The sequence below is a fragment of the Patescibacteria group bacterium genome (assembly GCA_041661625.1).
In the GTDB taxonomy this organism is placed as follows: Bacteria; Patescibacteriota; Patescibacteriia; order JAHIZJ01; family JAHIZJ01; genus JBAZUB01.
In genome coordinates, this window is sequence record JBAZUB010000001.1 from 14,694 (window position 1) to 41,312 (window position 26,619).

General features: G+C 47.6%; 22 protein-coding genes and 1 other RNA gene. All 23 read left to right on the top strand.

The features are described 5' to 3' along the window. Positions 1 to 62 precede the first annotated feature (62 nt). The 23 genes from WC734_00080 (at position 63) to WC734_00190 (ending at position 26,546) form a co-directional block, all read left to right on the top strand. Entirely contained in the window at positions 63 to 458 is a 396-nt protein-coding gene (locus WC734_00080) for a Fur family transcriptional regulator (protein MFA6197540.1), read from the top strand. A 14-nt stretch (positions 459 to 472) separates the two neighbouring features. Then, positions 473 to 1,363, top strand: a complete 891-nt coding sequence (locus WC734_00085; protein ID MFA6197541.1) for a metal ABC transporter substrate-binding protein — start codon at positions 473 to 475, stop codon at positions 1,361 to 1,363. Then, complete coding sequence (locus WC734_00090) at positions 1,360 to 2,091, top strand: metal ABC transporter ATP-binding protein (protein ID MFA6197542.1); 732 nt, start codon at positions 1,360 to 1,362, stop codon at positions 2,089 to 2,091. Before WC734_00085 ends, WC734_00090 begins: the two co-directional genes overlap by 4 nt. Continuing rightward, positions 2,042 to 2,902 carry a metal ABC transporter permease gene (locus tag WC734_00095; GenBank protein MFA6197543.1) on the top strand — a complete coding sequence of 287 codons (861 nt, stop codon included), beginning with the start codon at positions 2,042 to 2,044 and terminating at the stop codon, positions 2,900 to 2,902. Before WC734_00090 ends, WC734_00095 begins: the two co-directional genes overlap by 50 nt. 2 nt (positions 2,903 to 2,904) lie before the next feature. After that, positions 2,905 to 3,390, top strand: a complete 486-nt coding sequence (locus WC734_00100) for an NUDIX hydrolase (protein ID MFA6197544.1) — start codon at positions 2,905 to 2,907, stop codon at positions 3,388 to 3,390. After that, positions 3,374 to 4,336 (top strand): phosphotransferase, encoded by a 963-nt coding sequence (locus WC734_00105; GenBank protein ID MFA6197545.1) that lies wholly within the window; start codon positions 3,374 to 3,376, stop codon positions 4,334 to 4,336. The genes WC734_00100 and WC734_00105 overlap by 17 nt, the downstream gene beginning before the upstream one ends. Positions 4,337 to 4,485: 149 nt before the next feature. Continuing rightward, positions 4,486 to 5,193: RNase P RNA component class A (gene rnpB / locus WC734_00110), an RNA gene on the top strand. A 16-nt stretch (positions 5,194 to 5,209) separates the two neighbouring features. Then, positions 5,210 to 6,598 (top strand): sugar transferase, encoded by a 1,389-nt coding sequence (locus WC734_00115; protein ID MFA6197546.1) that lies wholly within the window; start codon positions 5,210 to 5,212, stop codon positions 6,596 to 6,598. 9 nt (positions 6,599 to 6,607) lie between these two features. Continuing rightward, complete coding sequence (locus tag WC734_00120) at positions 6,608 to 7,708, top strand: glycosyltransferase (GenBank protein ID MFA6197547.1); 1,101 nt, start codon at positions 6,608 to 6,610, stop codon at positions 7,706 to 7,708. A gap of 14 nt (positions 7,709 to 7,722) precedes the next feature. Next, a complete protein-coding gene (locus tag WC734_00125; GenBank protein ID MFA6197548.1) occupies positions 7,723 to 8,331 on the top strand; it encodes a hypothetical protein in 609 nt (202 codons plus the stop codon). Between the two features lie 4 nt (positions 8,332 to 8,335). Continuing rightward, entirely contained in the window at positions 8,336 to 9,475 is a 1,140-nt protein-coding gene (locus WC734_00130; GenBank protein ID MFA6197549.1) for a glycosyltransferase family 1 protein, read from the top strand. After that, positions 9,472 to 10,596 (top strand): glycosyltransferase family 1 protein, encoded by a 1,125-nt coding sequence (locus tag WC734_00135; GenBank protein ID MFA6197550.1) that lies wholly within the window; start codon positions 9,472 to 9,474, stop codon positions 10,594 to 10,596. Before WC734_00130 ends, WC734_00135 begins: the two co-directional genes overlap by 4 nt. Beyond that, positions 10,593 to 12,905, top strand: coding sequence for a DUF4012 domain-containing protein (locus tag WC734_00140; protein MFA6197551.1), 2,313 nt, complete (start codon positions 10,593 to 10,595; stop codon positions 12,903 to 12,905). Before WC734_00135 ends, WC734_00140 begins: the two co-directional genes overlap by 4 nt. Positions 12,906 to 12,966: 61 nt before the next feature. After that, a complete protein-coding gene (locus WC734_00145) occupies positions 12,967 to 13,701 on the top strand; it encodes a hypothetical protein (GenBank protein MFA6197552.1) in 735 nt (244 codons plus the stop codon). Positions 13,702 to 13,804: 103 nt separating this feature from the next. Beyond that, positions 13,805 to 14,524 (top strand): peptidoglycan editing factor PgeF, encoded by a 720-nt coding sequence (gene pgeF / locus WC734_00150; protein ID MFA6197553.1) that lies wholly within the window; start codon positions 13,805 to 13,807, stop codon positions 14,522 to 14,524. 208 nt (positions 14,525 to 14,732) lie between these two features. Continuing rightward, positions 14,733 to 16,172: a L,D-transpeptidase family protein gene (locus tag WC734_00155; GenBank protein ID MFA6197554.1), complete on the top strand. Its 1,440-nt coding sequence runs from the start codon at positions 14,733 to 14,735 to the stop codon at positions 16,170 to 16,172. 159 nt (positions 16,173 to 16,331) lie between these two features. Beyond that, a complete protein-coding gene (locus WC734_00160) occupies positions 16,332 to 16,901 on the top strand; it encodes a DUF5668 domain-containing protein (GenBank protein ID MFA6197555.1) in 570 nt (189 codons plus the stop codon). Between the two features lie 20 nt (positions 16,902 to 16,921). Beyond that, positions 16,922 to 18,787: an NEW3 domain-containing protein gene (locus WC734_00165; protein ID MFA6197556.1), complete on the top strand. Its 1,866-nt coding sequence runs from the start codon at positions 16,922 to 16,924 to the stop codon at positions 18,785 to 18,787. Next, positions 18,771 to 19,445, top strand: coding sequence for a class D sortase (locus WC734_00170; protein ID MFA6197557.1), 675 nt, complete (start codon positions 18,771 to 18,773; stop codon positions 19,443 to 19,445). Before WC734_00165 ends, WC734_00170 begins: the two co-directional genes overlap by 17 nt. A 63-nt stretch (positions 19,446 to 19,508) precedes the next feature. Then, complete coding sequence (locus WC734_00175; GenBank protein MFA6197558.1) at positions 19,509 to 20,915, top strand: CAP domain-containing protein; 1,407 nt, start codon at positions 19,509 to 19,511, stop codon at positions 20,913 to 20,915. 40 nt (positions 20,916 to 20,955) lie between these two features. Continuing rightward, entirely contained in the window at positions 20,956 to 22,428 is a 1,473-nt protein-coding gene (locus tag WC734_00180) for a ComEC/Rec2 family competence protein (protein MFA6197559.1), read from the top strand. Further along, positions 22,418 to 23,284, top strand: coding sequence for an MBL fold metallo-hydrolase (locus WC734_00185; GenBank protein MFA6197560.1), 867 nt, complete (start codon positions 22,418 to 22,420; stop codon positions 23,282 to 23,284). The genes WC734_00180 and WC734_00185 overlap by 11 nt, the downstream gene beginning before the upstream one ends. 19 nt (positions 23,285 to 23,303) lie before the next feature. Beyond that, a complete protein-coding gene (locus tag WC734_00190; protein MFA6197561.1) occupies positions 23,304 to 26,546 on the top strand; it encodes an FG-GAP-like repeat-containing protein in 3,243 nt (1,080 codons plus the stop codon). Positions 26,547 to 26,619: the final 73 nt, after the last annotated feature.

Here is a 26,619-nt window from a genome sequence, read left to right on the forward strand (position 1 = left end):
ATTAGACAATATTTGACAAGTATTTAGGCCGGGTTTATAGTATATGCAAGTAACTTGCATATATGAAGAACCTCGATATCCAGATAAACCAAGCCCGTCTTCGCACGACCTTCCAGCGCCGCGCTTTGTTAAGCTATGTGAACAGCCAGAACCGGCCGATCTCCGCTGAGCAGATTATAAAGAGACTTGGCGCCATAAATCCGGTCACAATATATCGGATTTTGGATCAATTTGAAAAAGTCGGTTTGCTGACGCGGGTGATGTTTGACGATGGGATTCGCCGATATGAATCCGCTGGCCGTCATCACCATCATCTGGTATGTGATAATTGCGGACAGGTGCACAAAGTGGAAATTCCCAATGAAAAGCAAATTATTAGCCGTATGACCGCGCAGCATCATTTCAATATCAAGCGCCACACATTCGAGTTCTTTGGTTTGTGTCAAAAATGTCATTAATAAACATCGATAAAATGAAGAAAACACTTTGGTTAGTCGCGGTAGCGGTAGTTCTGACAGGGGCCATATACTGGTTAATGAAAAGTCCCATCGCTAAAACCAGTGAAGATAAAAATACGGTCGTTGCGACCATCCAACCTGTCGCTGACATGGTTCGGGTGATAGCGGGAGGACGTTTTGAGGTTGTGGAAATATTACCCCCGGGCGCGTCGCCGCATACTTATGAATTAACGCCTGACAAAGTTAAAGCCATGACGGGCGCCCAAGTAATTTTTACCATCGACGTCCTGGACGGCTGGATAGATGACTCGGCGGAAAGCCTGGGCATACCCAAGTATGCGGTGCATGACGGCATTCAGCTGCGTGAAGCCGAACCGGAGCCGGGCGAAACTCCGGAGGAATTTGACCCGCATTATTGGCTGACGATTCCGAATGCCAAAATTATGGCGGGTAATATCTCTGAAAAATTATCCCAGCTGGATTCGGCGCACGCGAATGAATATCACCAGCGGCTGTCGGATTATGAAATTGAGCTTGATAAGCTTGATCAATCCATGCGTCAGGATTTTGCCGGTATGACTAATAAAAAGTTAATCACTTTTCACGACAGCTGGAACTATTTTGCCGCCGAATACGGATTTACCATCGCGGCCGTATTCGAAGCCTCGCCGGGCAAGGAGCCAGTGCCGCAGTATGTCAAAAAGATTTACGATATCGCTCGGGCGGACAATATTCCGGCTATTTTCTCCGAACCCACATTACCGACCAGCACTTTGGAGCCGTTCGTCAATGATCTGGGCATCCAGATGTACAATCTTGACCCCGAGGGCGGCATGACCGGGGTGGATACTTATTTGGCCATGATGCGGTATAATGCAGATACCCTTGTCCAAGCCCTAAAATGAAATCTTCCAACGCCATAGAGATAAATCAGCTTAATGTTACCCTGGGAGGACAGGCGATTCTTCGAGATATCTCGATCCGAATTGAAACCGGCACGATATCGGCCGTAATCGGTCCCAACGGATCCGGCAAATCAACCCTGATCAAGTCGATTCTGGGCTTGGTGCCATACAGCGGTAATATCAAGGTGATGGGACGATCGGTCGAACGTTCGCACCATCTGATCGGCTATGTACCGCAAAAGTTTGAATTCGATGCCAGCTTTCCGCTCACCGTGGAGGAGTTTTTGGCGTTGTTTGGCGGTAAAGTTGACCGAAGTCGCATCAAAGCCGCTTTGGAGGAGGTGGATATGCTTCCCTTGACTCAGCGGCGTTTGGGGGCACTGTCCGGCGGTCAACAGCAACGCGTGTTGATTGCTCAAGCTATTATCGGTAATCCCAAGATATTGTTATTGGACGAGCCAACCAGCGGCATCGACGTCGAAGGCGTGAAAGACTTCTACACTTTGATCAAACATCTCAATACCGAACATCACGTCACGATCGTGCAGATATCGCATGAGATCAACATGGTCTATTCATTCGCCAGCCAGATAATTTGTCTGAATCGAGATTTGATTTGCGCGGGCAATCCCAAGACCGCGCTGACTCAAGAAGTGTTGAAAAAACTTTACGGAGACGATGTCGATTTCCGCGGACACTTACACGCTACCGATCATCACCATGATTGAGATGTTTCAATTGCCATTTATGCAGCGGGCGTTGCTGGCGGGCGTGGTACTGGCCGCGATACTGGCCTACTTGGGTATTTTTGTGGTACTGCGCAAGATGTCGTTCTTCAGCGACGGGGTAGCGCACGCTTCTTTAGCCGGCGTCGCTATCGGCATCATGGTCAGCGTTAATCCTTTGATCACAGCATTGCTGGTTGGTCTGCTGGTGGCGGTGTCTTTAACCGTGCTTGAACGAACCACCAAGCTGTCATCAGACTCGATTATTGGTTTACTGTTTACGGCCGGGATGGCATTTGGCGTTTTGCTATTAAGTTTCAAGAGCGGCTATCAGCCCGAGTTGATCAGCTTTCTGTTTGGCAATATTCTGGCGATTCGCAATGCCGAGCTGATATTGATGGTAGCGCTATCGTTTGTGGTTCTAGTATTCCTGGTCACCCAACAACGCAAATTGCTGTTAATGTCGATCGACCCGAATCTGGCCAAAGTGTCGGGCATATCGCCGGTTAAGTATCAGTTATTAATGAACATCTTCCTGGCTGTGTCGGTGGTGCTGGGAATTAAATTACTGGGCGTAATTCTAGTCAGTGCGCTGCTGTTAATCCCGGTTTCATCCGCTCGCTTGGTCACCAACTCTTTCAAACGATTACTGATCGTCACAATCATACTATCGGAAGTAGTTATGATCGCGGGTTTAGTGATATCATATTTCTTAAATCTGCCATCCGGCGCGGTGATCGTCTTGACCGGCACACTGGCGTTTTTCGCTATGTTGGGGTGGGGGAGTTTACGAACGAATAAATCAAATACATAATTATGCAATTTTTAATACACGTTAGCGCGGTGATAATGGATAAACGGGGTCGCATACTTCTTGTAAAAGAGAACAAGCAAGCGACCCGCGGTAAATGGAACTTCCCCGGCGGACATTTGAATCCAGGTGAAGAATTAGTGGCGGGGGTTATTCGCGAGGCAAAAGAAGAAACGAATCTTAATATTAAAGTTAAAAGTCTAATAGGCATCTATACAGGTCAACGAGAAAACCACTATATTAATTTTGTATTTAAGGTAACTATAAGAAGTGGAAAAATAAGCGTAGACCACGAAGAAATACAGGAACTTAAATGGTACACATTGAGCGAGTTATCTAAAATACCAAAGAGCACCCTTTTAAATCGTAGAAAGTTTGCTCGCATTTTGAAGGATTTACGGTTGAATAGAAATATCCCGGCCAGTATTATTAGTGAGAAAATGTATCCGGATACAAAGATTATTTTCAGTAAGCATGGAAAACGGTTTTAAAAGGAGAATAGATTATACTGGGAGTTTAAAAAATCTTTCAACAACAATTGTGAGAGATTTTGCATTAGGAAAATATCTGAACCACAAAATTGTCACCATTGGGTATGAAGATTTCAATTATTATCTAAGAACCTCTAAAGGTAGGTATTTTGTAAAAATCTTTTCCACACAAAGAACACCGGATGACGCAAAAAGAATTGTAGGAATTATGTCTCAAGTATATCGAGCCGGGATTGCGATCCCTGAACTCTATGAGTCAAGCCAGGGATATCTCCATGTAGTAAAAGAAAATGGTATTACGTTGAGAATTTGTGTCATGAGCTTTGTTGAAGGCAAGGACTTCTTTACTACTGGAAAACGACTCACCAATAAGGACATTGGTGAAATAGTGTATCAAACTGCAATGATTAACAAGCTGTCCATAAGACCAAAGAGAATTTACGACACTTGGGCAATCTCAAACTTTCTACATGAATTTAACAAGAAAAAGAAATATCTTGATAAAGCAGATCAGCCTCTATTTAAGTCGCTTGTTGGTGATATAAAAAAACTCAACACGCAATCTCTTCCCCATTGCTTTACGCATGGAGATATCATCAAAACGAATGTACTAAAAGATATACATGGACGAATATGGATAGTCGATTTTTCTGTCGCTAATACCTATCCTCGAATTCAAGAATTGGCAGTATTGGCTTGTGATGTTCTATTTGATCGTACCAGTAAGCTAAAAAGTGAACGGATGCTAGCACATGGTTTGGCTGAGTACCAAAAATATACCCCTCTAATAGTAAGGGAAAAGAACTCTTTACCATTGTTTATAAAATTAGCTCATGCCATGCATGTTTTGTGCGCGACATTTGAGAAAAAGACAAAACATAACACCTCCAAGGAAAACGAGTATTTTCTCAATATAGGAAAAATTGGCCTGCGTCGCTTCAACTAAAGTCGTGATACTTGGGTCGTGCGACGTATAGAAGTGTATAACTTCCGTGTGCTTCCTATGATATACAGGCGTGTTGTGATATAAACTACAAAGCGTTTGTTTTTTTGTGCTTGACAAAACAGCTGTAATACAGTATTGTACAAGCGTCTGAAGAAGGCTGGATGGCCGCCCTCCTGCGCTCACCTGTGGTGAGCTTCGGAGGGCAGGCCCCCTTACCGTGTACAAAAGGCATAGGGGCCTGCCCAACGTAGCTCGCTGAAAGCGAGCGCAGTTGGGAGGAAAGTCCGAACACCTCCCAATGGAAACGTTGGGGTAAGAGACACTTTCGAAATGAAAGCGGGAGCAGGAAATTCGATGAGTTCAATTGACTTTTTGAGTTTTCGAAGCCCAGGGATAGTGTCACAGAGACAATACCGCCCACTGGCCTGTTAATAACTTGGCGGGCAAAGGGCAAGGGTGAAAAGAGTGGCCAGCCTACGCTCCTAACGGAGCTTCGGTTGGCGCGCCCATGACGAAAGAATTGGAGCGCGGGTAAGAGCCCACAGACTGCCTCGGTGACGGGGTAGTGTGAAAAACCCTGTCTGGTGCAAGACCGAATAGGTCACCCCCACCCAAACCCTCCCCCTTGAATCATCTTTGATTATCAAAAAGGTGAAGAAGGGGGAGGGCTAGGGTGGGGGTGGCGGGTAGGTTGCTAGAGTCCGTCAGCAATGGCGGATCGAGATAGATGGCCATCCACCTACGCCCTGCGGGCTTCGGTGGACAAGTACACCACTGATTAACTTCGGTTGTTAGCTTGTCACACGAGGTCCGTAGAGCGAAGGGGACAGAATTCGGCTTACAGGCCTTCTTCGGACAATATTAAACCACACTATGAAAAGAGCTGAACTTGCTTTCAGTGCCATTTTAGTCCCGGTTGATTATCTGATGATCGTAGCGGCCGGATTGGCGGCTTACCGGCTTCGGTTTTGGGAGATTGCCAGCCTGCGGCCGGTCGTGTACGAACTGCCGATTCGGGAATACATTCCGATTGTACTGATTGTCGGCTTGGTTTGGTTGCTGGTGTTCGCCATCAGCGGACTGTATGCCATCGGCGGTACCCGGCGTTTTTTCGATGAGTTTATCAAGATAATACTGGCCTGTTCCACGGGCGTTTTGTTAATCATATTATTGATCTTCTTTCGACGCGAAATGTTCTCTTCGCGTTTTATTATTTTAGTCGGCTGGGTCGCGGCTATGATCTTGGCCAGCATCGGCCGGCTGGTGGTGCGGTCAATCCAGCGATCGATGATGCGGCGGGGAGTGGGGTTGCGCACGGTCTGCGTGGTCGGACACGGTGAAACCGCGGTGGCTTTGGTGGAAAAGTTCAACAACGATCCGGGTTTGGGTTATCGGGTGGGTATGCAGTTGGCGCAGGTAAACGAACAAACATTGAATGAACTGTGTGATCGTTTGGACGCGCAACCACTGGACGAAGTTATCTTAGCCGATCCGTTTGTGGGCCGGATCGAACGCATGAAGGTGTTGGATTTATGTAATGACCACCACGTTGCGTTCAAATATGCCGCCGATCTATTGGATACAAAAGTATCCAATATTCGGTTCGAAACCCAGGCCGGTCAGCAGTTGATCGAAATAAAACGCACGCCGCTCGATGGCTGGGGCCGAATATTGAAACGAATCGGCGATACTATTTTGGCTGTGATCTTGTTAATTATTTTATCACCGGTATTTCTAATCACGGCGGTAATAATTCGGTTGGAAACCAAGGGTCCGATTTTCTACCAAGCGCGTCGGGTAGGTGAGTCAAATCGGCCGTTTACGCTCTACAAGTTCAGATCGATGGTGAATAACGCCCATGCCATGAAATCAGAATTGATGAAGTATAACGAACGCAACGACGGGCCGCTGTTCAAGATCAAAGACGATCCGCGCATTACCAGGGTTGGAAAGTTTATTCGCAAGACCAGCATTGATGAATTACCTCAACTGTTTAACGTAATATTGGGCAATATGAGCCTGGTTGGTCCGCGGCCGCACGAACCGGAAGAGGTCATCCGTTATCGCCGGGAACATCGCAAACTGCTGGCCATAAAACCGGGCATGACCGGACTGGCCCAAATATCGGGCCGATCGGAGCTCAATTTTGACGAGGAAGCCAAGCTGGATATTTATTACATCGAACATTGGTCGCCCTTGCTGGATTTGAAGGTGGTTATACGGACACCCTGGGTGGTGCTCAATGCTAAATCAGTCAGCTAACCGCTTACCATGAAAATCGCCCTTATTCACGAACATCTGGCCCAGGACGGCGGCGCCGAAAAGGTGCTGCAGGTATTCCAGGAACTATATCCGAATGCGCCCACTTTTACGCTGGTTTATGATAAAGACCGGGCGAATGTGGCTTTTCAAGGTAAGAAAATACACACATCATATCTGCAGAAGATGCCATTTGGATTGCGCCGCTATCAATGGTATTTACCATGGATGCCGGACGCGATTGAGCGATTCGATCTGACCGAGTTTGACGTCGTGCTGTCATCCTGTTCGGCGTTCGCCAAGGGTGTGATTACGTTAGCCGATACCAAGCATATTTGTTACTGCCATTCGCCGACCCGATATTTGTGGAGCGACACGCATCGGTATGTCGATGAACTGCATTACCCAAACATTTTTAAGAACCTTATTCGATCCCAGCTGCCCCGCATACGGATGTGGGATCAATTAGCCGCCCAGCGAGTCGACGAGTTTATTGCCAATTCAGCCGCGGTACAGCGGCGGATCAAGAAATACTACCGCCGCGATAGTACGGTTATTTACCCGCCTGTGGAAATATCACGGTTTAAGGTTGCCAGTGAAATTGGTAATTACTATTTGATTGGCGGGCGCTTGGTGGCTTATAAGCGGTTTGACGAAGCGATCAAGGCGTTCAATCAGCTGGGTTTCCCATTGAAAGTCTACGGCAGTGGGCCGGAAGAAAAGAATCTGCGAAAAATTGCCAAGAGCAATATTCAGTTCCTCGGACGGGTGAGTGACGAAGAACGGGCGGATCTCTACAGCCACGCCAAAGCCTTCATCAATCCGCAGGAGGAAGATTTCGGTATCACCGTCATCGAGGCCATGGCTTCGGGTCGGCCGGTAATTGCCTTTGCCAAAGGGGGAGCACTGGAAACGGTGATTGATGGACAAACCGGCGTATTCTTCCACGATCAGAATTGGGCGGCGCTGGCCGATACGGTGTTGCGTTTCAAGATCGACAGCGTTGACCCGGCAGCCATACAACGCCACGCGACTACATTTGATGTGGATCGTTTTAAGAATAATATTCGCGCCTATATCGACACGCGAACTACATCTCAGATAAATAATTAATCATATATAAGGCCATGAACACGAATGAACATTCGGCATTGTTAAAGAAGTATCTCTGGCTGATAGTGATCATAACTTTATTGGTCGGGGCGTCATCCTACGTCTGGGCGAAGCAGATCCCGACGGTTTATCGTACTTCGATATCGTTTGCGGTCAATCGGATCAACAAACAGGATACGGCCGAATACCAGTACGACGGTTATTACGCCATTCAGGCCAGCGACCTGTTTTCCCAAACAGTCGTCAGTTGGTTTTATACCCCGTCATTCATTCTGGAAGTTTATGATATAGCGGGAGTGACTCCAAAGATCGACACGCTGGAAAAATTCACGGCGCAATTTAAGACCAAGAAATACTCAGCCCAAAATATCGTAGTGACCTACCCGGAGCGCGACCGAGCCACTGCGGAGAAAATCGCCAACGGAATTATTCAAAATGTCAGCCAGCGCACCAAATCACTCAATCAATCCTCCGAGCAAAAGGCGCTATTTGAAGTTGTCGGGGCGAAACCGGTAATTGTCGAGCAACCCTCAAATATACCCGTACGCACCGTGCTGGGATTAATCGTTGGATTGGTGGCATCGCTGGGATTTGTCTACCTGGTTCGTTACTTCCGCAGCTAGGCCGATGCGCATCGGTATCGACATACGATCGCTTGGTGAGGCTCATCCCGGCGGGGTGGCTATGTATACCCGCAATATTGTTGCGTCGTTATTGCAGATAGATTCTGATAACGAATACATTTTGTTTGCCAATGCTTGGGGCAAACCGGCCACTTGGTCAGGCTCTGAGCCAAACGTGCGTCTCGCGGCCAGCCGATGGCCCAATAAGATATTTCATGCCACGCAGTGTTTTGCCCATCAGCCCAAGCTGGATCGGTTATGCGGTGGCGTGGATATCTTTTTCATGCCCAATTGGAATTTTGCCAGTTTGTCGCGCGATTGTCCGCTGGTACTGACCGTACACGATTTGTCCCATGTCATATATCCCAATCTGCTGTCGCGCAAGCGGCGCTGGTGGCACTGGTTCATCGGCGTACGGCAGTTGTTAAATCGGGCGGATCGCATTATCGCCGTATCCGAATGTACCCGCCGAGATTTGATTGAGCTATGCCGGGTACCCGAAGGCAAAATCAGCGTGGTACCATCGGGACTGGCGCGTCCGGATCGAGTACCCAGTGAAAACGATGTGGTGAATGTGTTAGCTCGGTTAAAATTCACCCAACCGTACTTCTTAGCCTTGAATTTTCTAGAACCAAGAAAAAACACCGTCGCTTTGTTGGAAGCATTTCATCGCTACCGCGCCAATGGTGGCCGCAGTCAGTTGGTTATAGTCGGACAGCCTAGTTGGCAGGACAAGCATCTAAAAATATTGGCGCAGCGGCTCGATTTAACTTCGGCGGTCCAGTTCGCCGGCTATGTGTCCGAGCCGGATAAATATTGTTTGTTGCGCGGCGCTCTAGCCTTTGTCTACCCATCTGTCTATGAAGGGTTTGGCTTTCCACCGTTGGAAAGTCTGGCATGCGGCACTCCGGTAATTATGGCACACGCATCTTCACTACCCGAAGTGCTGGGGCGGCAGGCGTTGCTGGTCGATCCGTACAATGCCAACGAATTAGCCCGGGCGTTGCAAGCGATTGAAGATCAACCAGCCTTGCGCGAGCGATTGACCCGGGACTCCGAAAGATTATATGCCCGATATCAATGGTCAGAGACTGCTCGGGCTACACTGAACATATTTAAAGAAATAATTTCGCCAATAATATGAAAATAGGCATTGACGCCCGTTTTTGGGGACCGGAAGGCAAGGGGCTGGGACGCTATACCCAGAAATTGATCGAAAATCTGGAAAAAATTGATCAGACCAACCAATATCGGATTTTTGTAAAACCCAGCAGTTACGAGACGTATCAACCAAAGAATCCAAATTTTATCAAAGTTCTGGCACCATATCGCTGGTATTCGGTAGAGGAACAACTTAAATTTCCAGCGTTAATAAACGCGCAGAAATTGGACTTAGTTCACTTCCCTCACTTTAACGTGCCATTGTTGTACCGTCGGCCATACCTCGTTACTATCCATGATTTGATTATCACGCATTTTCCGACTACGCGAGCGACCACGCTGGGCCCTGTCAAGTATTTTTTCAAGCGGCTTGGATACCAGTGGGTGATCGCCACGGCTGTTAAGCGGTCGCGCAAGGTAATTACCGTTTCCGATTTCGTAAAAAATGAGTTGGTAAAGTTCTTCAAGCTGCCTGAAACAAAAGTGGCCGTGACATATGAGGCCACCGACTTGTTTCAAGGCGAAGCCACCGATCCCGATACGGTGTTGGCTCAATATCATATCAGTCGGCCATACTTGCTATATGTGGGTAACGCCTATCCGCACAAGAATCTAGAGATGCTGGTTGCGGCATTTAAAGAGTTGAGACAACGGCACGCCGATGTTAAATTAGTGCTGGTCGGCAAGATGGATTATTTTTACCAGCGATTAAAAAAGATGAGTGATGATATGGGATTGGGCGGCGCGGTGATTTATCCGGGTTATGTTCCAGACGAGCACCTACCGGCCCTATATCAGAAAGCACTGCTGTACGTATTCCCTTCGCTTTCCGAGGGATTTGGCCTGCCACCGCTCGAAGCGATGCAATACGGGGTACCGGTAGCGGCAGCGCACAGTTCCTGCTTGCCAGAAATCCTGGGAAATGGCGTGGTCTACTTTAATCCCAACGAAAAACATGATATAGTAAATGTACTAGCCAATCTAATCGAACAACCCGATAAACGGGATGAATTGGTGCGGTTAGGCAATGAGCGAGTCCGGCATTTTAGCTGGGAGACAATGGCTCGCCAGACCGTCGATCTTTATCAGTCAATGAGTCGATGAACACACCCAAAACGAAGAAGAATCAAACAGTAAAAAACGTCCAATACCGCAAGAGCCAAGATGACGCCCGAACCGTGCCGGAGTCAAATGTTATTAATCTCCGGGAAATTGTTCTGCAAAAGGAAATCGAACGGCTAAAAAACGAGCTGGATCGAAAACAACGCGGCTCGATATTCAGCGGTTTGAAAAAGAAATCCGCGATAGCGCCCGCCGGTACACGTGCCAGGGCGCCGATTGTGGTATCTCAACCAGCGACTTCGGTTGCGGCACCACCTAAAAAAGTTCGTTCGAGTTGGAAGTTTAGTCTGCCGCGGTGGCGCATTCGAGGCTACGCCTTGCGATCGGCGTTGGGTTTCGGCGTAGTGGGAGCGTTGTTATTGTTGTTTATTTATGGTTTGTGGGGGTATCAAAGCCTGCAGGATATGCGCGACCGCGTGGCGGAGATTTCAATCCAGGCTTTTGGCCAGCTGGTTGTAGCTGGCCAGGCGGCCACCCAGAGCGATTACACTCTGGCCAAAACCCAATTTTCCGAGGCGACAGATACCTTTGCGCTCGCACAACGGGAACTGAATCGATCGGGCAAATCTATCCTGTCGTTATTAAAATACGTGCCAGTCAAGGGTAAATTGCTCAGCTCGGGTGAGCATCTGTTGTTGGCCGGCCAGGCGATGTCTCTGGCGGGTCAGGATTTGACTCAGATGGTGCAAATGTTGAACCCGGGCGTAACTCCAAATCAGAGTATCTTGGATGAACGAACGGTGGTTGATCTGCTGGAACAAAGCCAGGAATATATCGAACCGGCCCGGGATAAAATAAAGCTGGCGGCGGAACATGTGGCCCAGGTGGACGGCGCGGCCTTGCCGGAACAATATCGGGCCGACTTTGCCAGGATTCAGAGCGTTTTGCCGGGACTAGCCAAAGACATGGATCAGTTTATTGATTTTAATCAAGTCATGCACCAAGTGCTGGGTGGCACCGGTACGCGCCGCTATTTATTAATATTCCAAAACAATCGGGAAATGCGTCCGACCGGAGGCTTTATCGGCAGTATGGCGCTGATCGATGTCGAGCGGGGAGCGATCAAGAAAATTGAGATACCGGGCGGCGGTCCCTATGACATGCAGGGTCAGCTCAAGGAAAAGGTAATTGCGCCGGCGCCGCTGCATCTGGTAAACCCTAATTGGTATCTTCAGGATGCCAATTGGTTTCCCGACTGGCCGACTTCGGCTCAGAAAGTCATGTGGTTTTATGAGAAAAGCGGCGGGCCGACGGTGGATGGCGTCATCAGTCTCACGCCTGAAGTTATTACCAATTTACTGAAAATCACCGGCTCGATCGATATGCAAGCCAAATATGGCGTTACGATCACCAGCGAAAACTTTATTGACGAAACCTTGAACCAGGTCGAATTGGTGTACGACAAGACCACCAATAAGCCAAAACAATTTATTGCTGATTTGTTGCCGGAATTATTAAACAAGCTGCTGGCCAGCAACCAGACGGCCTTTTTGTCGGTATTGGATTCATTGAGTCAATCGCTCGACGGCCGGCAGATGTTGATGTATCTCAATGATCCGACATTAGAAAACCAGGTCAAGAATTTTGGCTGGGGCGGTGATATCAAGTCAACGGCCGGCGATTACTTGATGGTAGTAAATAGTAATATTAGCGGCGGTAAAACCGACGCGGTGATTGATCAGACCATTGATCATGATTTGGAAATTAACACCGATGGGACAGCCACGGCCACGGTAGAAATAACCCGAACCCACACCGGCCAACCGGGCGATACTTGGACCGGGGTTAAGAATGTTGATTACCTGCGTCTCTACGTACCGCAGGGTGCTACGCTATTAGAAGCGACCGGTTTCGAACAACCCGATCCCAAACTAATGAAATCACCCAGCCGGGAATACGCGCCCGATGCTGACTTGGCTAATATTGAAGGTCGGGTGATTATAGATGAGCGTTCTGGCACCAGGATCAATCAGGAATTTGGTAAAACCGTATTTGGAAACTGGGCGCAGGTGGAGCCTGGCCAAAGCATCAAGCTTAGGCTGGTCTATCGGCTGCCAATCAATTTAAAGCCTGATGGCGTTATTAATCGTGCGGTGCTCTATAGTCTGTATGTCCAAAAACAATCGGGGTCATTCAATAGCGTCTATCGATCGACCATAAGTTATCCAGAGTCCTGGGCTATTTCAGGCGTATGGCCGGATCCCAACGCAGTTCAGGCAGATAATAGTACGTTTCGAATCGATACTGTGTTAAAGGGTGATTATGTTTTCGGTACGGTGTTCGAAAAATAGTACGACAGAACAAATATATTACGGTTTGTGATGTGTTCGTATATATAAGCAACCACTTATCATGCTGAGAGAACACGAAATAACGGCCGATCCATATTTCCAAGATCGCCTAAATACAGCCAAAGAACATCGAGTGCTCGCGCGGATCAACTTAGAACGTCTATCATCACACGAAGTTGAGGCCAATTACGAACTACCACATCCGGTGATTGAAGGGGAGATCGGGGAAATAGGATGGAGCGAAAAAGCTGTCGATAATATTATTGATGCGGCCAACCGGGGATATATTAATATTGTTAGGCTAGATGATGAACGGATTCGGATCGAATTACTACCTCTGAAAATCTTACCGGAACAACTTGGCCACGTCACAGAACTTGAAAATCTACAGCGTCATATTGATAACGGTGGGGCGGTGTTTGGATCGCCCGAAGAAAAAACCCCCACCTATTTGCAAACTGTAGATTTCGCCGTAGAAGGATATATGGACGACGAAACGGTGGGGAGAAGGTACGCTAGAGTTTATGTAAATAGCCAGGCGCTTAAGTTGAAACGCAATGTCTTTCTTGACCCGGAAAGTTTGCACGTTACGGATTATGAATACGGATACGCCTTTTGCGTCTACGGCGGAGTGCCAAATACGGCGATTGAACACGCGGACATTATTCAAGCTAGGAAAACTAGACAAGAAAAAGGCAAAACCTTACTAACAGACTACGCTGATAGCGAGGTAGATGCGGAACAAATGATGAATAGGGCAAAAGAGCGATTGCGTACGTATATCGAAAGTCTTTGATAATTAGTCGTCTTAACGAACCGGATATCGAATAGAATATGGCCATCAACCAGAAATAGGAATGATGGTTTTTACTTTTTGGTAGAAATGTTATACTTGTGGCATGACTTTATGCTTTAAAAATTTTGAAAAGCAACCAAATATCCGTTACGGCATCACTGAACAATCTGATGGGTCAATGTATTTGTCGGATGATTTTGAGCTGGGAAAGGCTAATAGAAATAACCGAGCAAAATATTTGGCGCGACATGGATATGATATTAGCAATTTAATCCAGGCTAAGTTGGTTCACGGTAATGATGTAAGAAACGTAAACTCGATCGATATGTATAAAATAATTAATAACGTTGATGGTTTGATTACCAATGATAGGTATGTTCTACTCGGTCTCACGGCCGCAGACTGTTTCCCGGTATATTTTTATGATCCCAAGAAAGCAGCCGTTGGCATCGCTCATGCCGGTTGGCGGGGGACAGTGAAAGGCATCATACAAAACGCGGTCAATAAAATGCAATCAGAGTTTGGCAGCAATCCAAAGAATATTATTGTAGGCATTGGACCAGGCATACGGCCGCGTCATTATTCTATCAAGCTGGAAATAGAAAAAGAATTTCCCGACTATGCAAAAGAAAATAGGCAGGGAATTACATTTGTGGACCTTCCAAAAATTATCACTCAACAGCTGCTAGATGAGGGTATTGATAAAAACAACATAAACGATTGTGGCGAGTGCACCTACTGCATGAGCGAAAAGTACTTTTCACATCGACGGGACCAAGTGGATCCATTGGAAACTATGCTGGCTTACATAACTATGGTGTAAATCAGGTTGACAAATGTCAAAAAATCTGATATCATTATAGATAGGAACAACAAAAACAAAAACAAAAGAGGGGCTAAGAGTCAATCTAGCCTCAAACGGCTTACAAAAAGCCGACTGGGACAGGGCGCTTAGCCCCCATCGTTCCCTCTCTGTTGTTCCAAAAAGAAAAGTGCCGGGGGTTTAGTAAAATACAAAAACAAAAACAAAAATGAAGAAGCCATGTTTTGCGTTATTAAGTCTGGGCAGCGTAATTATGTGCGCCGCTTTTTTGTTACCAAAGATGTCGCTAGCGGCCGGTGTGCGCGAGCCGATGGTGAAAGTAAGCGATCCAAAAACTCTTCAGGCAACCGGTGAGTTTTTAGCTTTTGATAAATCATTTCAGGGCGGCGGTACGGTGGCGGTTGATGACGTCAATGGCGATGGCCGACCGGAGATTGTCGTCGGTGCTGGGCCGGGTGGATCACCCAGGGTAAATATTTTTCTAACTGACGGGACATTAATAAAAAGTTTCTTGGCTTACGGTGCCAGCTACACCGGCGGGGTTGAGGTGGCGGCCGGTGATTTGAACGGCGATGGAACAGCGGAAATAATTGCTGGTACGGGTGCGGGTGGCGGCCCCCAGGTAAAGATATTCAATGCCAGCGGACAGGATATGTTTACGCCGGGATTTTTTGCTTTTGATAAAAATTACCATGGCGGCATCCATGTCGCAGCTTGTGACTTTGACGGCAACGGTACATCGGAAATCGTCGTCGGCAGCGGCAACGATAGCGATCCGCACGTACGCGTATTTGATCGCTTTGGTACAGCGCAGGCGCTGGACTTCCGGCCGTTCTCAAACCAGGATCGCGGCGGAGTATCAGTATCGTGTCTGAATGCTGATGGAGGCCGAACAGAAGAATTGATCACAGCTATCCACTTTTATGGAGTAGCGCACGTGAAAGTATATCGTGGTAATAGCGAACGAACAATCATCGGTGACTTTATAGCCTTCCCAGAATCTTATCGCGGCGGCATAAATGTAGCCGGCGGAGATTTAGACGGAGATGGTTTGGACGAGGTAATAGTATCGGCCAGCCAAAATGGCGGTCCGCAAGTTCTCGCATTTGAAGCCTATGGCAAACCGCTGGGTGTGAATTACTTTGCTTATGAATACACATTTAGGGGCGGAGTGAATGTTGCGGCAGGAGACACCCTGGGATTAGACGGCCCGGATTCGATTATTACTATGCCCGGCAGCCAAGTTGCCGAGGGGCGCACCGACTATCGCAAATATATTGAAATTGATTTGTCAGATCAGAGACTAAAATATTTTGAAAACGGCATCAAGGTAGGCGAGCATCAGATCTCCAGCGGGAAACCCGGTATGGACACGCCCACCGGCACGTTTAAGATTTTTAACAAGCAGACAGTAGCCTACTCAAACAAGTACAAACTATATATGCCCAGCTGGATGCAATTTACGGCGCAGGGTCACGGGTTGCACGGATTGCCGTATTGGAAAATGAAAAATGGCGGACTATACTATGAGGGGGCGAATCATTTAGGAAGAAAAGTATCGCATGGATGCGTGCGGTCATCGATCGCCGATGCGGCCAAGCTGTGGAACTGGGCCGAGAATGGTACAACCGTAATAGTTCATCAGTAGTCGCAGATAAAATATAGCGCTCTTTCGGAGCCGGTAGCAGCCACCGGCTTTTTAGTTTACTCGGCTGATAATAAAACCGACAAAAAAACAAACGCTCGGCTACTTGCCAAAAATGCTAGAAAATGGTAAAAATGAAACAGAGATATTTAATTACCAAATATGAATCAACCTAGCGCAAAAACAAGTCTAAACACCCGCTCTATCTGGGGGATATTCATTGTAATCATCGGCCTATTGTTTCTTCTGCAAGAACTGGGTTTGAACATACAAGCCGGGAAATTTTGGCCGGTTGTACTGCTGATACCGGGGTTGGCTTTTTGGACAATGTTTTTCTCGCGGCGCCAGCATAAGGGCATGGAGGGGGTATTGATACCCGGAACCATATTGACGGTACTGGGTGCGTATTTTATGTTTGAGTCTTTGACTGACTATACCACCAGCGGGGAAACATCATTTATCTACACGCTGGCCGTAAGTTTGGCTTTTTTTGCCGCCTATCATTTTGGCGACCGATCGCGTGGATACTTAATACCAGCTTGGATACTGTTGGGTGTAAGCGTGTTAATTCTCATGTCGGTCGCGGCCAGGCGGGAGGTTTGGCCGGTGATATTGATTTTAGTCGGTCTCTGGCTGATTGTCCGGCCTAATCGCGGATCGAAGCATAACGAAAGTCAATCGACGTCCGAACAGCCGGCAAATCATGATCAAGCAGCCGATCATCAAACGTAATATTATTAATTACCATACATATGAAACTTCACGCCCTATCCAACAAAAATAGAGTAGCCCTGGCAATAAATGTCATCACATTGTTGTTGGTCAACGCTGGCGGAGTTGGTTTATTCTTGACGCCAACAATGGCACAAGCAGGTGTTTCGAAAATATGGTTAACTGCAAATGGATGCGGTCCAAAAAGTGACAAGGTAGATTATGCTGATGTTGCGAATCGGATTTTTGTGAATGGCGAGTCATTCTCAGCGGGTGATATGAATTGGAGTGTTGCCGGACAAATCGAATCGGGCGATGCTAATATCGTGGTAAAAAACGGTGTCTATACGGTTGATGCTACCGGCACATTTTGCTTTAGAGTTTATAAGGTGAACACCGATGATTGGGGAAAATATAACGTGACGTTTGGAAGCGAAACGGAGGCGTATCAAGTTAATCCCTATGTTACCGGGTATGTATATATTGATCCGAATGCCGACAATAATTATATCGGCGGTATTAGCTGGGAAGTAAAAGCTACAAAGGGCAGCGATACAATAACAACTAATGCGGACAGCAATGGCGCATATGTAATTAGCTTGCCACACAGTGATGGTAATTGGGCCGTTAGTGAAACGTTGCGACCTGGTTGGACACAAATATTACCGCAGGCTCCGGATTCATATAGCATCTCTGTCGATAGTCATACTAAAGTCATCGCAAACAATGATTTTAAAAATAAGTTTACCGCGGTAGTCAGACAATCTCCCGACATGAACGGAGATGGCGTAGTAGATCTTCTCGACCTGATAATAATCGGAGATTCATATCTTAAACATGCTGGTGACGCAGGCTTCGACTCGCGAGCCGATTTGGATCAAGATGGTTACGTCAGTGAGATAGATAAAGCGTCGTTTGGCATGGCATTTAACGACCCGGCTTGGTGGGCGGCCTACTCGGTAAATAGTAAGACAAAAACCGATTCGAATCCCGATGAAAATATTATTAAACCACTAGAACCAGTCGTGGTAGCGCCATTGCTTACTCAAACGGTCACGAACGATGCAACAACCTTCTTGAAACCTGGCGGATTAGTCAATTATACCGCCACGATAAAAAATACCGGCAATGCTGCAGCGCAGAATGTTAAGGTTATAGCAACATTACCAAGCGGTCTTTTCTTCACAGATTCACTGGGAACGGAGAAAACATTAACTTCCGGTGGAGCGCTGGGGCCGAATGATACCATGACTCTGAAATATCAAGGGACTATAAAAAACGACGCTATTAATGGTATATACAAAGACACGCTAACAGTTACTGCTGATAATCATACTATGCTTAACGGAGGCTCTTCAGTGGAGGTGCGTCTGCCTGAGGTGGTGCTGCCAAATACCACCACCCTAGACGTCGCGCTCCAATCAAATGTGACATTTGTCAATCCAGGCGATGCCATAAAATATACGGTAATAGTGACAAACACCGGCGCTGCACCGGCGGTTGATGTGCGCTTGAGAATGACATTACCGGACGGGCAGACTTTCGTAGAAACCGGCTCGGCTGAACGGGAGTGGGCATTGGGTAATATTGCGGTAGGAAATAAAGTTACCACTACAGTTGACGGGATTGTATCGGAAACAGCTGCCGCCGGTATTGGTAAGGCGTCAGCTGTAGCCACCTCGGTTAGTATTAGTTCCGCTGTAGCAGCATTTATCAATATCGAGGTAAAGGCACCACAAGTATTAGGTGCCGAAACAGGCCCTACGGATACGGTTGAAACATTGGCTGCGACCGGAATTGGCTGGGCGGACTATGTCTTGCTTATGGCCATTGGAATGTTATGGCTGGGTTCGGGGATATACTGGTATCGGCTGCGGCAAAAAATAAATCATGCCACGGGTAAATAAACCCACTAGACAAACGGTCAAAAAAGTTCGGCGCGCCAACGTCCGAAGCCGAGTGGCAGCGGTTCAAAAACGCCAGAATATTTTATCGGTTAGGTTTGGCTACGGATTGATTGCGCTTGCCGCTTTGGCCGGGGTATTGTTGGCTTACCCGTATGTCAAAAGTTGGAGCTGGTCAGCGGGCGAGGTTAGCTCCGTGTCACCCCACGTGGTAAATAACGGATCTGATTCTACTACCAAACAACTCACTGATGAGAACAGGCTGTTAATACCATCAATCGGGGTCGATACGCCGATTATCGAAGGTCCAAACGAGTCGGCACTCAACCAGGGTGCTTGGCGCATACCCAAAACCTCCACGCCGGATCAGGGCGGTAATACAGTAATTAGCGGCCATCGGTTCAAATATTTGCCGCCCAACAACACCACATTTTATTTGCTGGATAAATTGCAGCCAGGTGATGCGATCCAGGTGCAATGGGCAGCCAAGCTGTATAATTATCAGGTAACCGGATCACGCGAAGTGAAACCCGAACAAGTTGAAATCTTAGACAATACCAACGATGACCGGTTAACGCTCTTTACCTGTACGCCGATATTATCAACGGCGCGTCGGCTGGTGGTAACTGCCAAGCTGGTGAACATTGCAAATGGCGCGTGAAGTCGTTGACAAAATAGCAATTTTGAGATATGATTCGGCATTGGACAGCCAAGTTCAAAAAATATGAATGAGCCATCATACGCAAATCTACAGAGCATTGGTAGCCGAAGTACGGAGTATTTTAAGCATTATTTTATTCCGCACGATGGCAATTTCCACCGACCTAAAATTCTAAGATACCGGTGGTTGCGTGGTTTCACCGTCGCCTTGTTGCTGGTAAAAGTATCAGTTACCGGTTTTCTCTTTTTATCGTATCCCAGCCAGGCTCAGTTTGCATCGATTACGGCCGAACAAATTGCCAGTTTGACTAATTCGGAAAGGGAAAAAGCCGGCCTACCTGCGTTGAATACCAACGGCTTATTGCAAAAAGCAGCACTCAATAAGGCTAATGATATGGTGGCCAAAGGTTATTTTGACCATACCAGCCCGGACGGGCGGCGACCATGGGACTGGGTGGCTGGAACCGGATATCGTTATATTTATGCGGGTGAAAATTTGGCGAAAGATTTTACCAGCGCCCAAAGTACCGTCAAGGCGCTGATGAACAGCCAGTCGCATAGAAAGAATATTTTGAATGAAAAATATTCCGATATCGGGATTGCGGTAGTTGACGCAACATTTGAAGGGCGAACCACCACTTTGATGGTGCAACTGTTTGGATCCACCAGTAACGCCAACCTAGTCAAATCAAACACTGTCAAACCGACTGTTGTGACTCCAGTAGAAAATCCACCTGCTCAAGTGCCAGCGATCACTCCGCCGGTTCCAACCTACACCGCCCAGGTGGTGGAGCAAAGCCAGGATATTGTTCAGCTAGCCAGTGGAACTGAAACCTCGATTTGGGCCGAGTTCAAAAATACCGGTACAGCAGTCTGGCAAAATAGCGGCGATCATTTTATTGCGCTTAATGTCACCGATCCGGCTGGCCGGCACAGCCCATTCCAGCACTATCGCTGGCCGGAGTATTATCGTGCCGGCATATTACCAGTATCCGAAGTTAAACCCGGTGAAAAGGTAAAAATCGAGTGGCCGATTATGGCGCCGAATACACCCGGTTCGTATCAAGAAAATTTTGCGTTAGTGGCAGAAAATTTGACCTGGATTGATGGCGGCTCGTTTAATGTTCCAATAATTGTTTCGGCACCACTGCCCGTATCGGGACAGGTAAATGGTCAATCAACATCATTAGTTGAAAATACCATATCCACCGCCAGTATCATTCCCGCACAGTCTTACAGCCAACCAAATATCGGCTTAACGGCAATATTGGTACGCTATGCGGATTATTTCTACTTGGTCATATTCGCCTTACTGTCCGTTGCGTTGATGCTAACCGTATTTATCAAGATAAGAATTCAACACGCCCCCACATTGGTTCGCACCATGCTGGTAATTGTATTAGCCGGGCTGCTTTACCTGACGCATTTCCATTTCCTGGACGTACTTGGCAATAACGTGAAATTGTTCTAAAATACCATCCGGAAACAAACGGCAGGGAGTGGCATAATCTATGCTTCACCCCTCGTTGTTATTGCGCTGGCTGGCAATCGGTTATTTTCTGGGAGTGGGCGCCTGGTCATATTGGCGTCCACCAGCTTTGATTTGTCTCGCAGTGGCTGTAATGTCTATTGTGATAGCGTATAGCACGCACAAGTTAGCCTGGTCGGGAATCGTAATGGTGACGCTGGCGTGTATTATCGGTGCGGTGCATATTACCGGCACATTGTCACAACGAACAGCTGGGCGGGTGGCGGGTTGTTGTGATAAACCGCTTCAAATATATGGCACAGTGGATGCCGAGCCGATAATAGGCATCGATCACCAAACGCTCACTATCGCGCCCAAATCAATTGGTAATGTTAGCCGCTCGGCTAGGATGTTGGTTCGTTTGCCGCTGGGGCAAGCGATTAAATATGGCGATATCGTCACATTAAAATGCTCACCCAGTCTGCCGAAGCCGACCGATGATTTTGCTTATGATAAATATCTTATGCTATCGAACATCCGCGCCACCTGCCAGACCGCTTACGTAGAAGTTGAGGGGAGCCAACGCAGCCATGTTGTTATGCGGTTGTTATTCCAAGCCAAGCATTGGACCACCGAAAGACTTCAGCTGGCCTTACCAGAACCGCAAGCATCGCTTATGGCTGGATTATTGATCGGTTCACGTAGCGGTTTGCCCGAATCAGTATCAAACGATTTTCGAGCCAGCGGCGTGTCACACATTATTGCCATATCGGGTTACAATATTACAATCATAGCCTCCATGATTTTCACCGTCACATGCCGTTACCTGGGGCGTAATCGAAGTTTTTGGTTGGTAGTCGCCGTATTGTTTGTATTTACTATTATGACCGGGGCGCAGGCATCGGTTGTCCGTGCCGCTATTATGGGTATAATGGCCTTGTTGGCAAAAAAAATCGGACGGGTCGGTGCAATTACCAACATCTGGCTAGTGGCCGGACTATTGATGATCGCAGCCAATCCAATGGTGCTAGTTTATGATGCCGGATTTCAATTGTCATTTCTGGCTACCGCTGGGTTGATTTGGATATCGCCGGTAATTGAAAAATACCTAAAATGGGTACCGCAATTAGTCGGTATACGAGAATCTCTGGCTTCAACTTTATCTGCCACAGCCCTTACCCTGCCGATCATGATCGGAAATTTTCGTCAGGTGTCATTAATATCGCCGGTAGTAAATATGTTAATACTGCCGGTGATACCCGCGATAATGGCTGTTGGTGCGATTATTATCGTCACGGCCGCAGTCAGCGCGACGCTAAGTCAAATCATCGGCTGGTTTGGGTGGCTGGGATTGTCATACATATTAAGCATTACGCATTGGTTCGGTAATTTACCCCACGCGGCTATTAAAATCGAACAAGATACAACATTAAAACTACTGGGCGGATATAGTGTGGCAATATTGATAGTTTTACTTAGGAAATTATCAGCTTATCGAAAGAAAAATGCGACATAGAATTATAAAACTCATCATTAGAGCCGGTCTGTTGTCGGTGGCGTTGCTGGTTATTGTTGTTTTGCGGCACAATCAGGGATACCGGGTGATATTTTGCGATGTGGGACAAGGCGATGCCATATTGATTACGGCGCCAAATAACATCCAGATACTAATTGATGGCGGACCCGATCAGCGAATTCTAGAGAAACTTGGCAAGTATATGCCCTTTAACGATCGTACCATCGAAACTGTCGTGGTAACGCATCCGCACGCGGACCATTTAGCTGGTTTGTTGGAAGTCGCCCAGCGTTATAAAATCGACCGAGTAATCGAAACTGACATGCCCGCAAATGATTCACTGGCTGAAACTTGGGACGGCATACTAAGCCGACGAGGCATCTCGACAATTCGGGGGAAAACCGGTCAAAAATGGCGGTATGACGATAATCTAACCATAAGTATTATTTACGCAACGGAGCGCACGGCGGCATCGGTACGGGACTTGAATGAACTCTCTATTGTTAGCGAGGTGAATATTCTAGGTAGAAAGTATTTAATGACCGGTGATATGACGCAGGCCATGGAAGAGACAATTATGATGAACGAACCAACGCTCCGAGTTGATGTGCTGAAGGTAGCGCATCACGGCAGTCATTTCGCAAGCCAGGAGTTATGGTTAAAAACAATTAACTCAACCTTAGCGGTTATCTCGGTGGGTCAACCCAATCGATATGGCCATCCCGCACCTGAGATACTGTCACGCCTGCAGCAACAGGGAATAATATATTGGCGGACAGATCAAACGGGTGACATTCAAATGATCTATAAAAACGGCCAATGGGTGACGCAAACCGAAAAAAGTGTTATGCTATAATCAAATTAATGGAAAATAAATGAAAAAAACTATAGCTCTAATGTTGGTGGTTTTTGGGTTGGGTTGGTGTGGGCATAAAGCTCAGGCTGCCTACGGCGACGTTTCAACTTATTTGGGAAAACCATATGATGGCGATGGTGGGCAAGCCATCAGTGCATATTTTGATTTTCCGGAAGACGTGGTAGTTGACGCTAATAACAATCTTATTGTGGCCGATACCGCCAACCACGTGATTAGGAAAATAGATACCAAGGGCATTGTCACTACTTTAGCCGGTACCGGTTCCTATGGCGATGCTAACGGAGCGGCGACGGCGGCTGAATTTGCATCGCCGCGCGGTGTTGTCACCGACACCAACGGGAATGTTTATGTGGCGGATAGCGAGAATAATCAAATACGTAAAATCGATCGATATGGAGCTGTCTCGGCCTTAGCCAGCGGTTTGAGTAACCCGCAGGGCGTGGATGTGTATGGAGGGTATGTGTATATTGCGGATACCGGCAGTAACTCCATTAAACGATTGCCAGCCGCTGGCGGTGCGGTTCAGACTGTAGCCAGCAATCTAAGCGCACCCAAAAAGATTTCTATTGATAGCAGTGGAACCTATATTTACGTAGCCGATAGCGGCAGCCATAAGGTAAAACGGGTAAACCTATCGACGGGCGATGTGGTTGATATCGCCGGTTCGGGCAATGCGGGCTATGTCGAAGGTACCGGCGCGGCGGCATCTTTTAACAATATCTGGGGGGTAGAGTACTACAACAACAAGCTGTATGTCACCGATGGCGACGGTTACACAGATTTCTTGAGAGTTATCGACCTGTCAAATTCCACTACTAGTCTGCTGGCACAGGATGCGGTGATGGCGACACTGAACTTTCCCAGCGGCTTAGTGGTATCAAATAACTATATTTATGTTGCCAATTCGGGTATTGGTACGATCAGACGCTTTAGTCTGGCCGATCCGTCCAATGTCAACGAAGACATCGCTGGTGCCAATCGATTCAACAATCGTGATGGCGCCGCCGCCCAAGTATTGCTGGGCCGTCCCTGGGACATGGTGCTGAGTCCGGATCGGCAATGGTTATATGTGGCCGAAAACAATAAAATCCGCCGGATTAACTACGCTACCGGGGACGCTATTCATCTGATTGGCAGCGTAGTGGATAATTATCGTGAAGGTGATGTCACGAGCGCGCGGTTTAGCAATATTACTTCGCTAGCGATAAATTCCGACGGCAGTACGCTATATCTGACCGATCGGTGGAATAATCGTATCCGAAAAGTAGAACTCGCCACATCGATAAGTTCGCTGGTAGCGGGCGGCGGCTTGATTAACAGTACCGGTGAGCAGAATAACGGTTATGCTGAAGGTGTGGGCGATACAGCCAGATTCGACAAACCGGCCGGAATTGCCATCTCGCCCGATAACAAATATCTCTATATTTCTGACTCGGGGAATAATCGCATTCGCCGGATTACCATTGCTAGTGGCGAAACAGTACTAATTGCCGGAGGAAGCGCCGGGTTTACGGATGGTGCTGGCGGGGAAGCTAAGTTTAATAAACCCTACGGTTTGTCGTTGGATAAATACGGCGAAAATCTATACGTCGCCGACACTAACAATCATGCGATTAGAAAGATATCGTTAGCCAGTAACATGGTTAGCACATTGGTGGGGACGGGTTCGGCAGGCTATAACGATGCGATTGGACGCCGGGCGGTATTTTCATATCCGGAATATTTGAGAGTGGATACGGCGGGAAATATTTATGTCACGGAAGCGGGATCGCACCGTGTCAGATTGATCGAAAAAGACACCCTGATCACGAAGTTAGTAGCCGGTTCCGGAGAGCGAGGCTATCACAACGGAGCAAGAGCCGTCGCGGAATTTAACAATCCGAAGGGTATGTTGATTGATGGTCGGTCAAATATTGTGATGGTGGCCGACTCCAATGATGATGTTATTCGCCAAGTAAATATTCAAGGTACCGCTCCATTTACCGAGGCCGGGCCGGAGATAACAAACGTTAGCCCCAATACCATCGCTTTATCATGGGACAAGGGGACGGGATTGCGGGTGAATATCTTTGGTAAAAACTTCCGTCATGGTGCAGCGGTAAAATTTGGACAAATTGATGCCACGAAAACCTACGTTGTTAAAAGCACGGAATTAGTTATTGAGCTGCCGGTAAAACAATTATCAACCGGTTGGTATGACGTTTCAGTAACTAACACAGATGGTCAATCGGCATCACTTTATCGAGGTCTGGGTGTAAAAACCTCAACGGGCGCATCGGTTCCAAACATTGATCATCCATTAGACGAAAAAGGTTCCTTCTATGCATATTCCAGCAAAGTACGGGGTGGTTATTTTGCCGCCTCTGGTAATGTGATGGGTACGTCTGCCGCTGAGATAGTGGTCGGGACAGACCGCGGTCTCGGCCCCCAAGTCCGGGTCTTCAGTGGCACCGGCATGGTTCTGAGCCAGTTCTTCGCCTACGCCCAAACATTGCGTTCTGGTGTCCGGGTAGCCACCTGTGACACCAATAATGATGGTTATGATGAAATAATCACAGTCCCAGGCAAAGGCGGCCGGCCTCAAGTCAGAATATTCAATGGCAAAGGCACCCCCATAGGCAAAGGGTTCTTTGCCCTGGATGGCAAGTTCACCGGCGGAGCCAACATTGCCTGCGGTGATGTCAACGGCGACAGCCGTCCTGAAATCATCGTAGCGGCCGGCCCCGGCGGCGGCCCCCATGTCACCATCCATAAATCTGACGGCACCATGCTGACCAATTTCATGGCCTACGCCAAGAACTTCAAAGGCGGCATAGTCCTGGCGGCCATCGACATCGACGGCAACGGCTCCAAAGAGATCATCACCGCTCCCGAGAAAGGCGCTCCTCATCTCCAGATGTTTACCGGCAAAGGCAAGCGCATGAATCCCGGTATCTACGCCTTCAGCCGCACCTTCGGCGGCGGCCTCTCAATTGCCGGCGGTGATGTCGATGGCGACGGCATTGAAGAAATACTCACTACCCCCGGCCCCCAATCCCAGGCCCTCCTCAAGATCTTCAAAAACAGCGGCCAAACCCTATCCAAGAGCTTCTACCTCTATCCCAAAACCTTCACCGGTGCGGCCCACATTACATCCGGCGACGTTAACGATGACGGACTAGACGAGATTATTGCCGTCCCGTACTCCAACTCCTCCCCGATGGTCAAAATCTACAACCAGAATGGGGCGCTGACGGAGTAAGAAATAAGCAAACATTATTGAGCCAAAAAGCTTTCTTTTGGGTACACGAAAAAACCGCATACAAGTATCCGGT

Coding starts and splice junctions, on each gene's coding strand:
- WC734_00080 (MFA6197540.1), top strand. CDS start 63: ATGAAGAACCTCGATATCCAGATAAACCAAGCCCGTCTTCGCACGACC.
- WC734_00085 (MFA6197541.1), top strand. CDS start 473: ATGAAGAAAACACTTTGGTTAGTCGCGGTAGCGGTAGTTCTGACAGGG.
- WC734_00090 (MFA6197542.1), top strand. CDS start 1,360: ATGAAATCTTCCAACGCCATAGAGATAAATCAGCTTAATGTTACCCTG.
- WC734_00095 (MFA6197543.1), top strand. CDS start 2,042: ATGTCGATTTCCGCGGACACTTACACGCTACCGATCATCACCATGATT.
- WC734_00100 (MFA6197544.1), top strand. CDS start 2,905: ATGCAATTTTTAATACACGTTAGCGCGGTGATAATGGATAAACGGGGT.
- WC734_00105 (MFA6197545.1), top strand. CDS start 3,374: ATGGAAAACGGTTTTAAAAGGAGAATAGATTATACTGGGAGTTTAAAA.
- WC734_00115 (MFA6197546.1), top strand. CDS start 5,210: ATGAAAAGAGCTGAACTTGCTTTCAGTGCCATTTTAGTCCCGGTTGAT.
- WC734_00120 (MFA6197547.1), top strand. CDS start 6,608: ATGAAAATCGCCCTTATTCACGAACATCTGGCCCAGGACGGCGGCGCC.
- WC734_00125 (MFA6197548.1), top strand. CDS start 7,723: ATGAACACGAATGAACATTCGGCATTGTTAAAGAAGTATCTCTGGCTG.
- WC734_00130 (MFA6197549.1), top strand. CDS start 8,336: ATGCGCATCGGTATCGACATACGATCGCTTGGTGAGGCTCATCCCGGC.
- WC734_00135 (MFA6197550.1), top strand. CDS start 9,472: ATGAAAATAGGCATTGACGCCCGTTTTTGGGGACCGGAAGGCAAGGGG.
- WC734_00140 (MFA6197551.1), top strand. CDS start 10,593: ATGAACACACCCAAAACGAAGAAGAATCAAACAGTAAAAAACGTCCAA.
- WC734_00145 (MFA6197552.1), top strand. CDS start 12,967: ATGCTGAGAGAACACGAAATAACGGCCGATCCATATTTCCAAGATCGC.
- pgeF (MFA6197553.1), top strand. CDS start 13,805: ATGACTTTATGCTTTAAAAATTTTGAAAAGCAACCAAATATCCGTTAC.
- WC734_00155 (MFA6197554.1), top strand. CDS start 14,733: ATGAAGAAGCCATGTTTTGCGTTATTAAGTCTGGGCAGCGTAATTATG.
- WC734_00160 (MFA6197555.1), top strand. CDS start 16,332: ATGAATCAACCTAGCGCAAAAACAAGTCTAAACACCCGCTCTATCTGG.
- WC734_00165 (MFA6197556.1), top strand. CDS start 16,922: ATGAAACTTCACGCCCTATCCAACAAAAATAGAGTAGCCCTGGCAATA.
- WC734_00170 (MFA6197557.1), top strand. CDS start 18,771: ATGCCACGGGTAAATAAACCCACTAGACAAACGGTCAAAAAAGTTCGG.
- WC734_00175 (MFA6197558.1), top strand. CDS start 19,509: ATGAATGAGCCATCATACGCAAATCTACAGAGCATTGGTAGCCGAAGT.
- WC734_00180 (MFA6197559.1), top strand. CDS start 20,956: ATGCTTCACCCCTCGTTGTTATTGCGCTGGCTGGCAATCGGTTATTTT.
- WC734_00185 (MFA6197560.1), top strand. CDS start 22,418: ATGCGACATAGAATTATAAAACTCATCATTAGAGCCGGTCTGTTGTCG.
- WC734_00190 (MFA6197561.1), top strand. CDS start 23,304: ATGAAAAAAACTATAGCTCTAATGTTGGTGGTTTTTGGGTTGGGTTGG.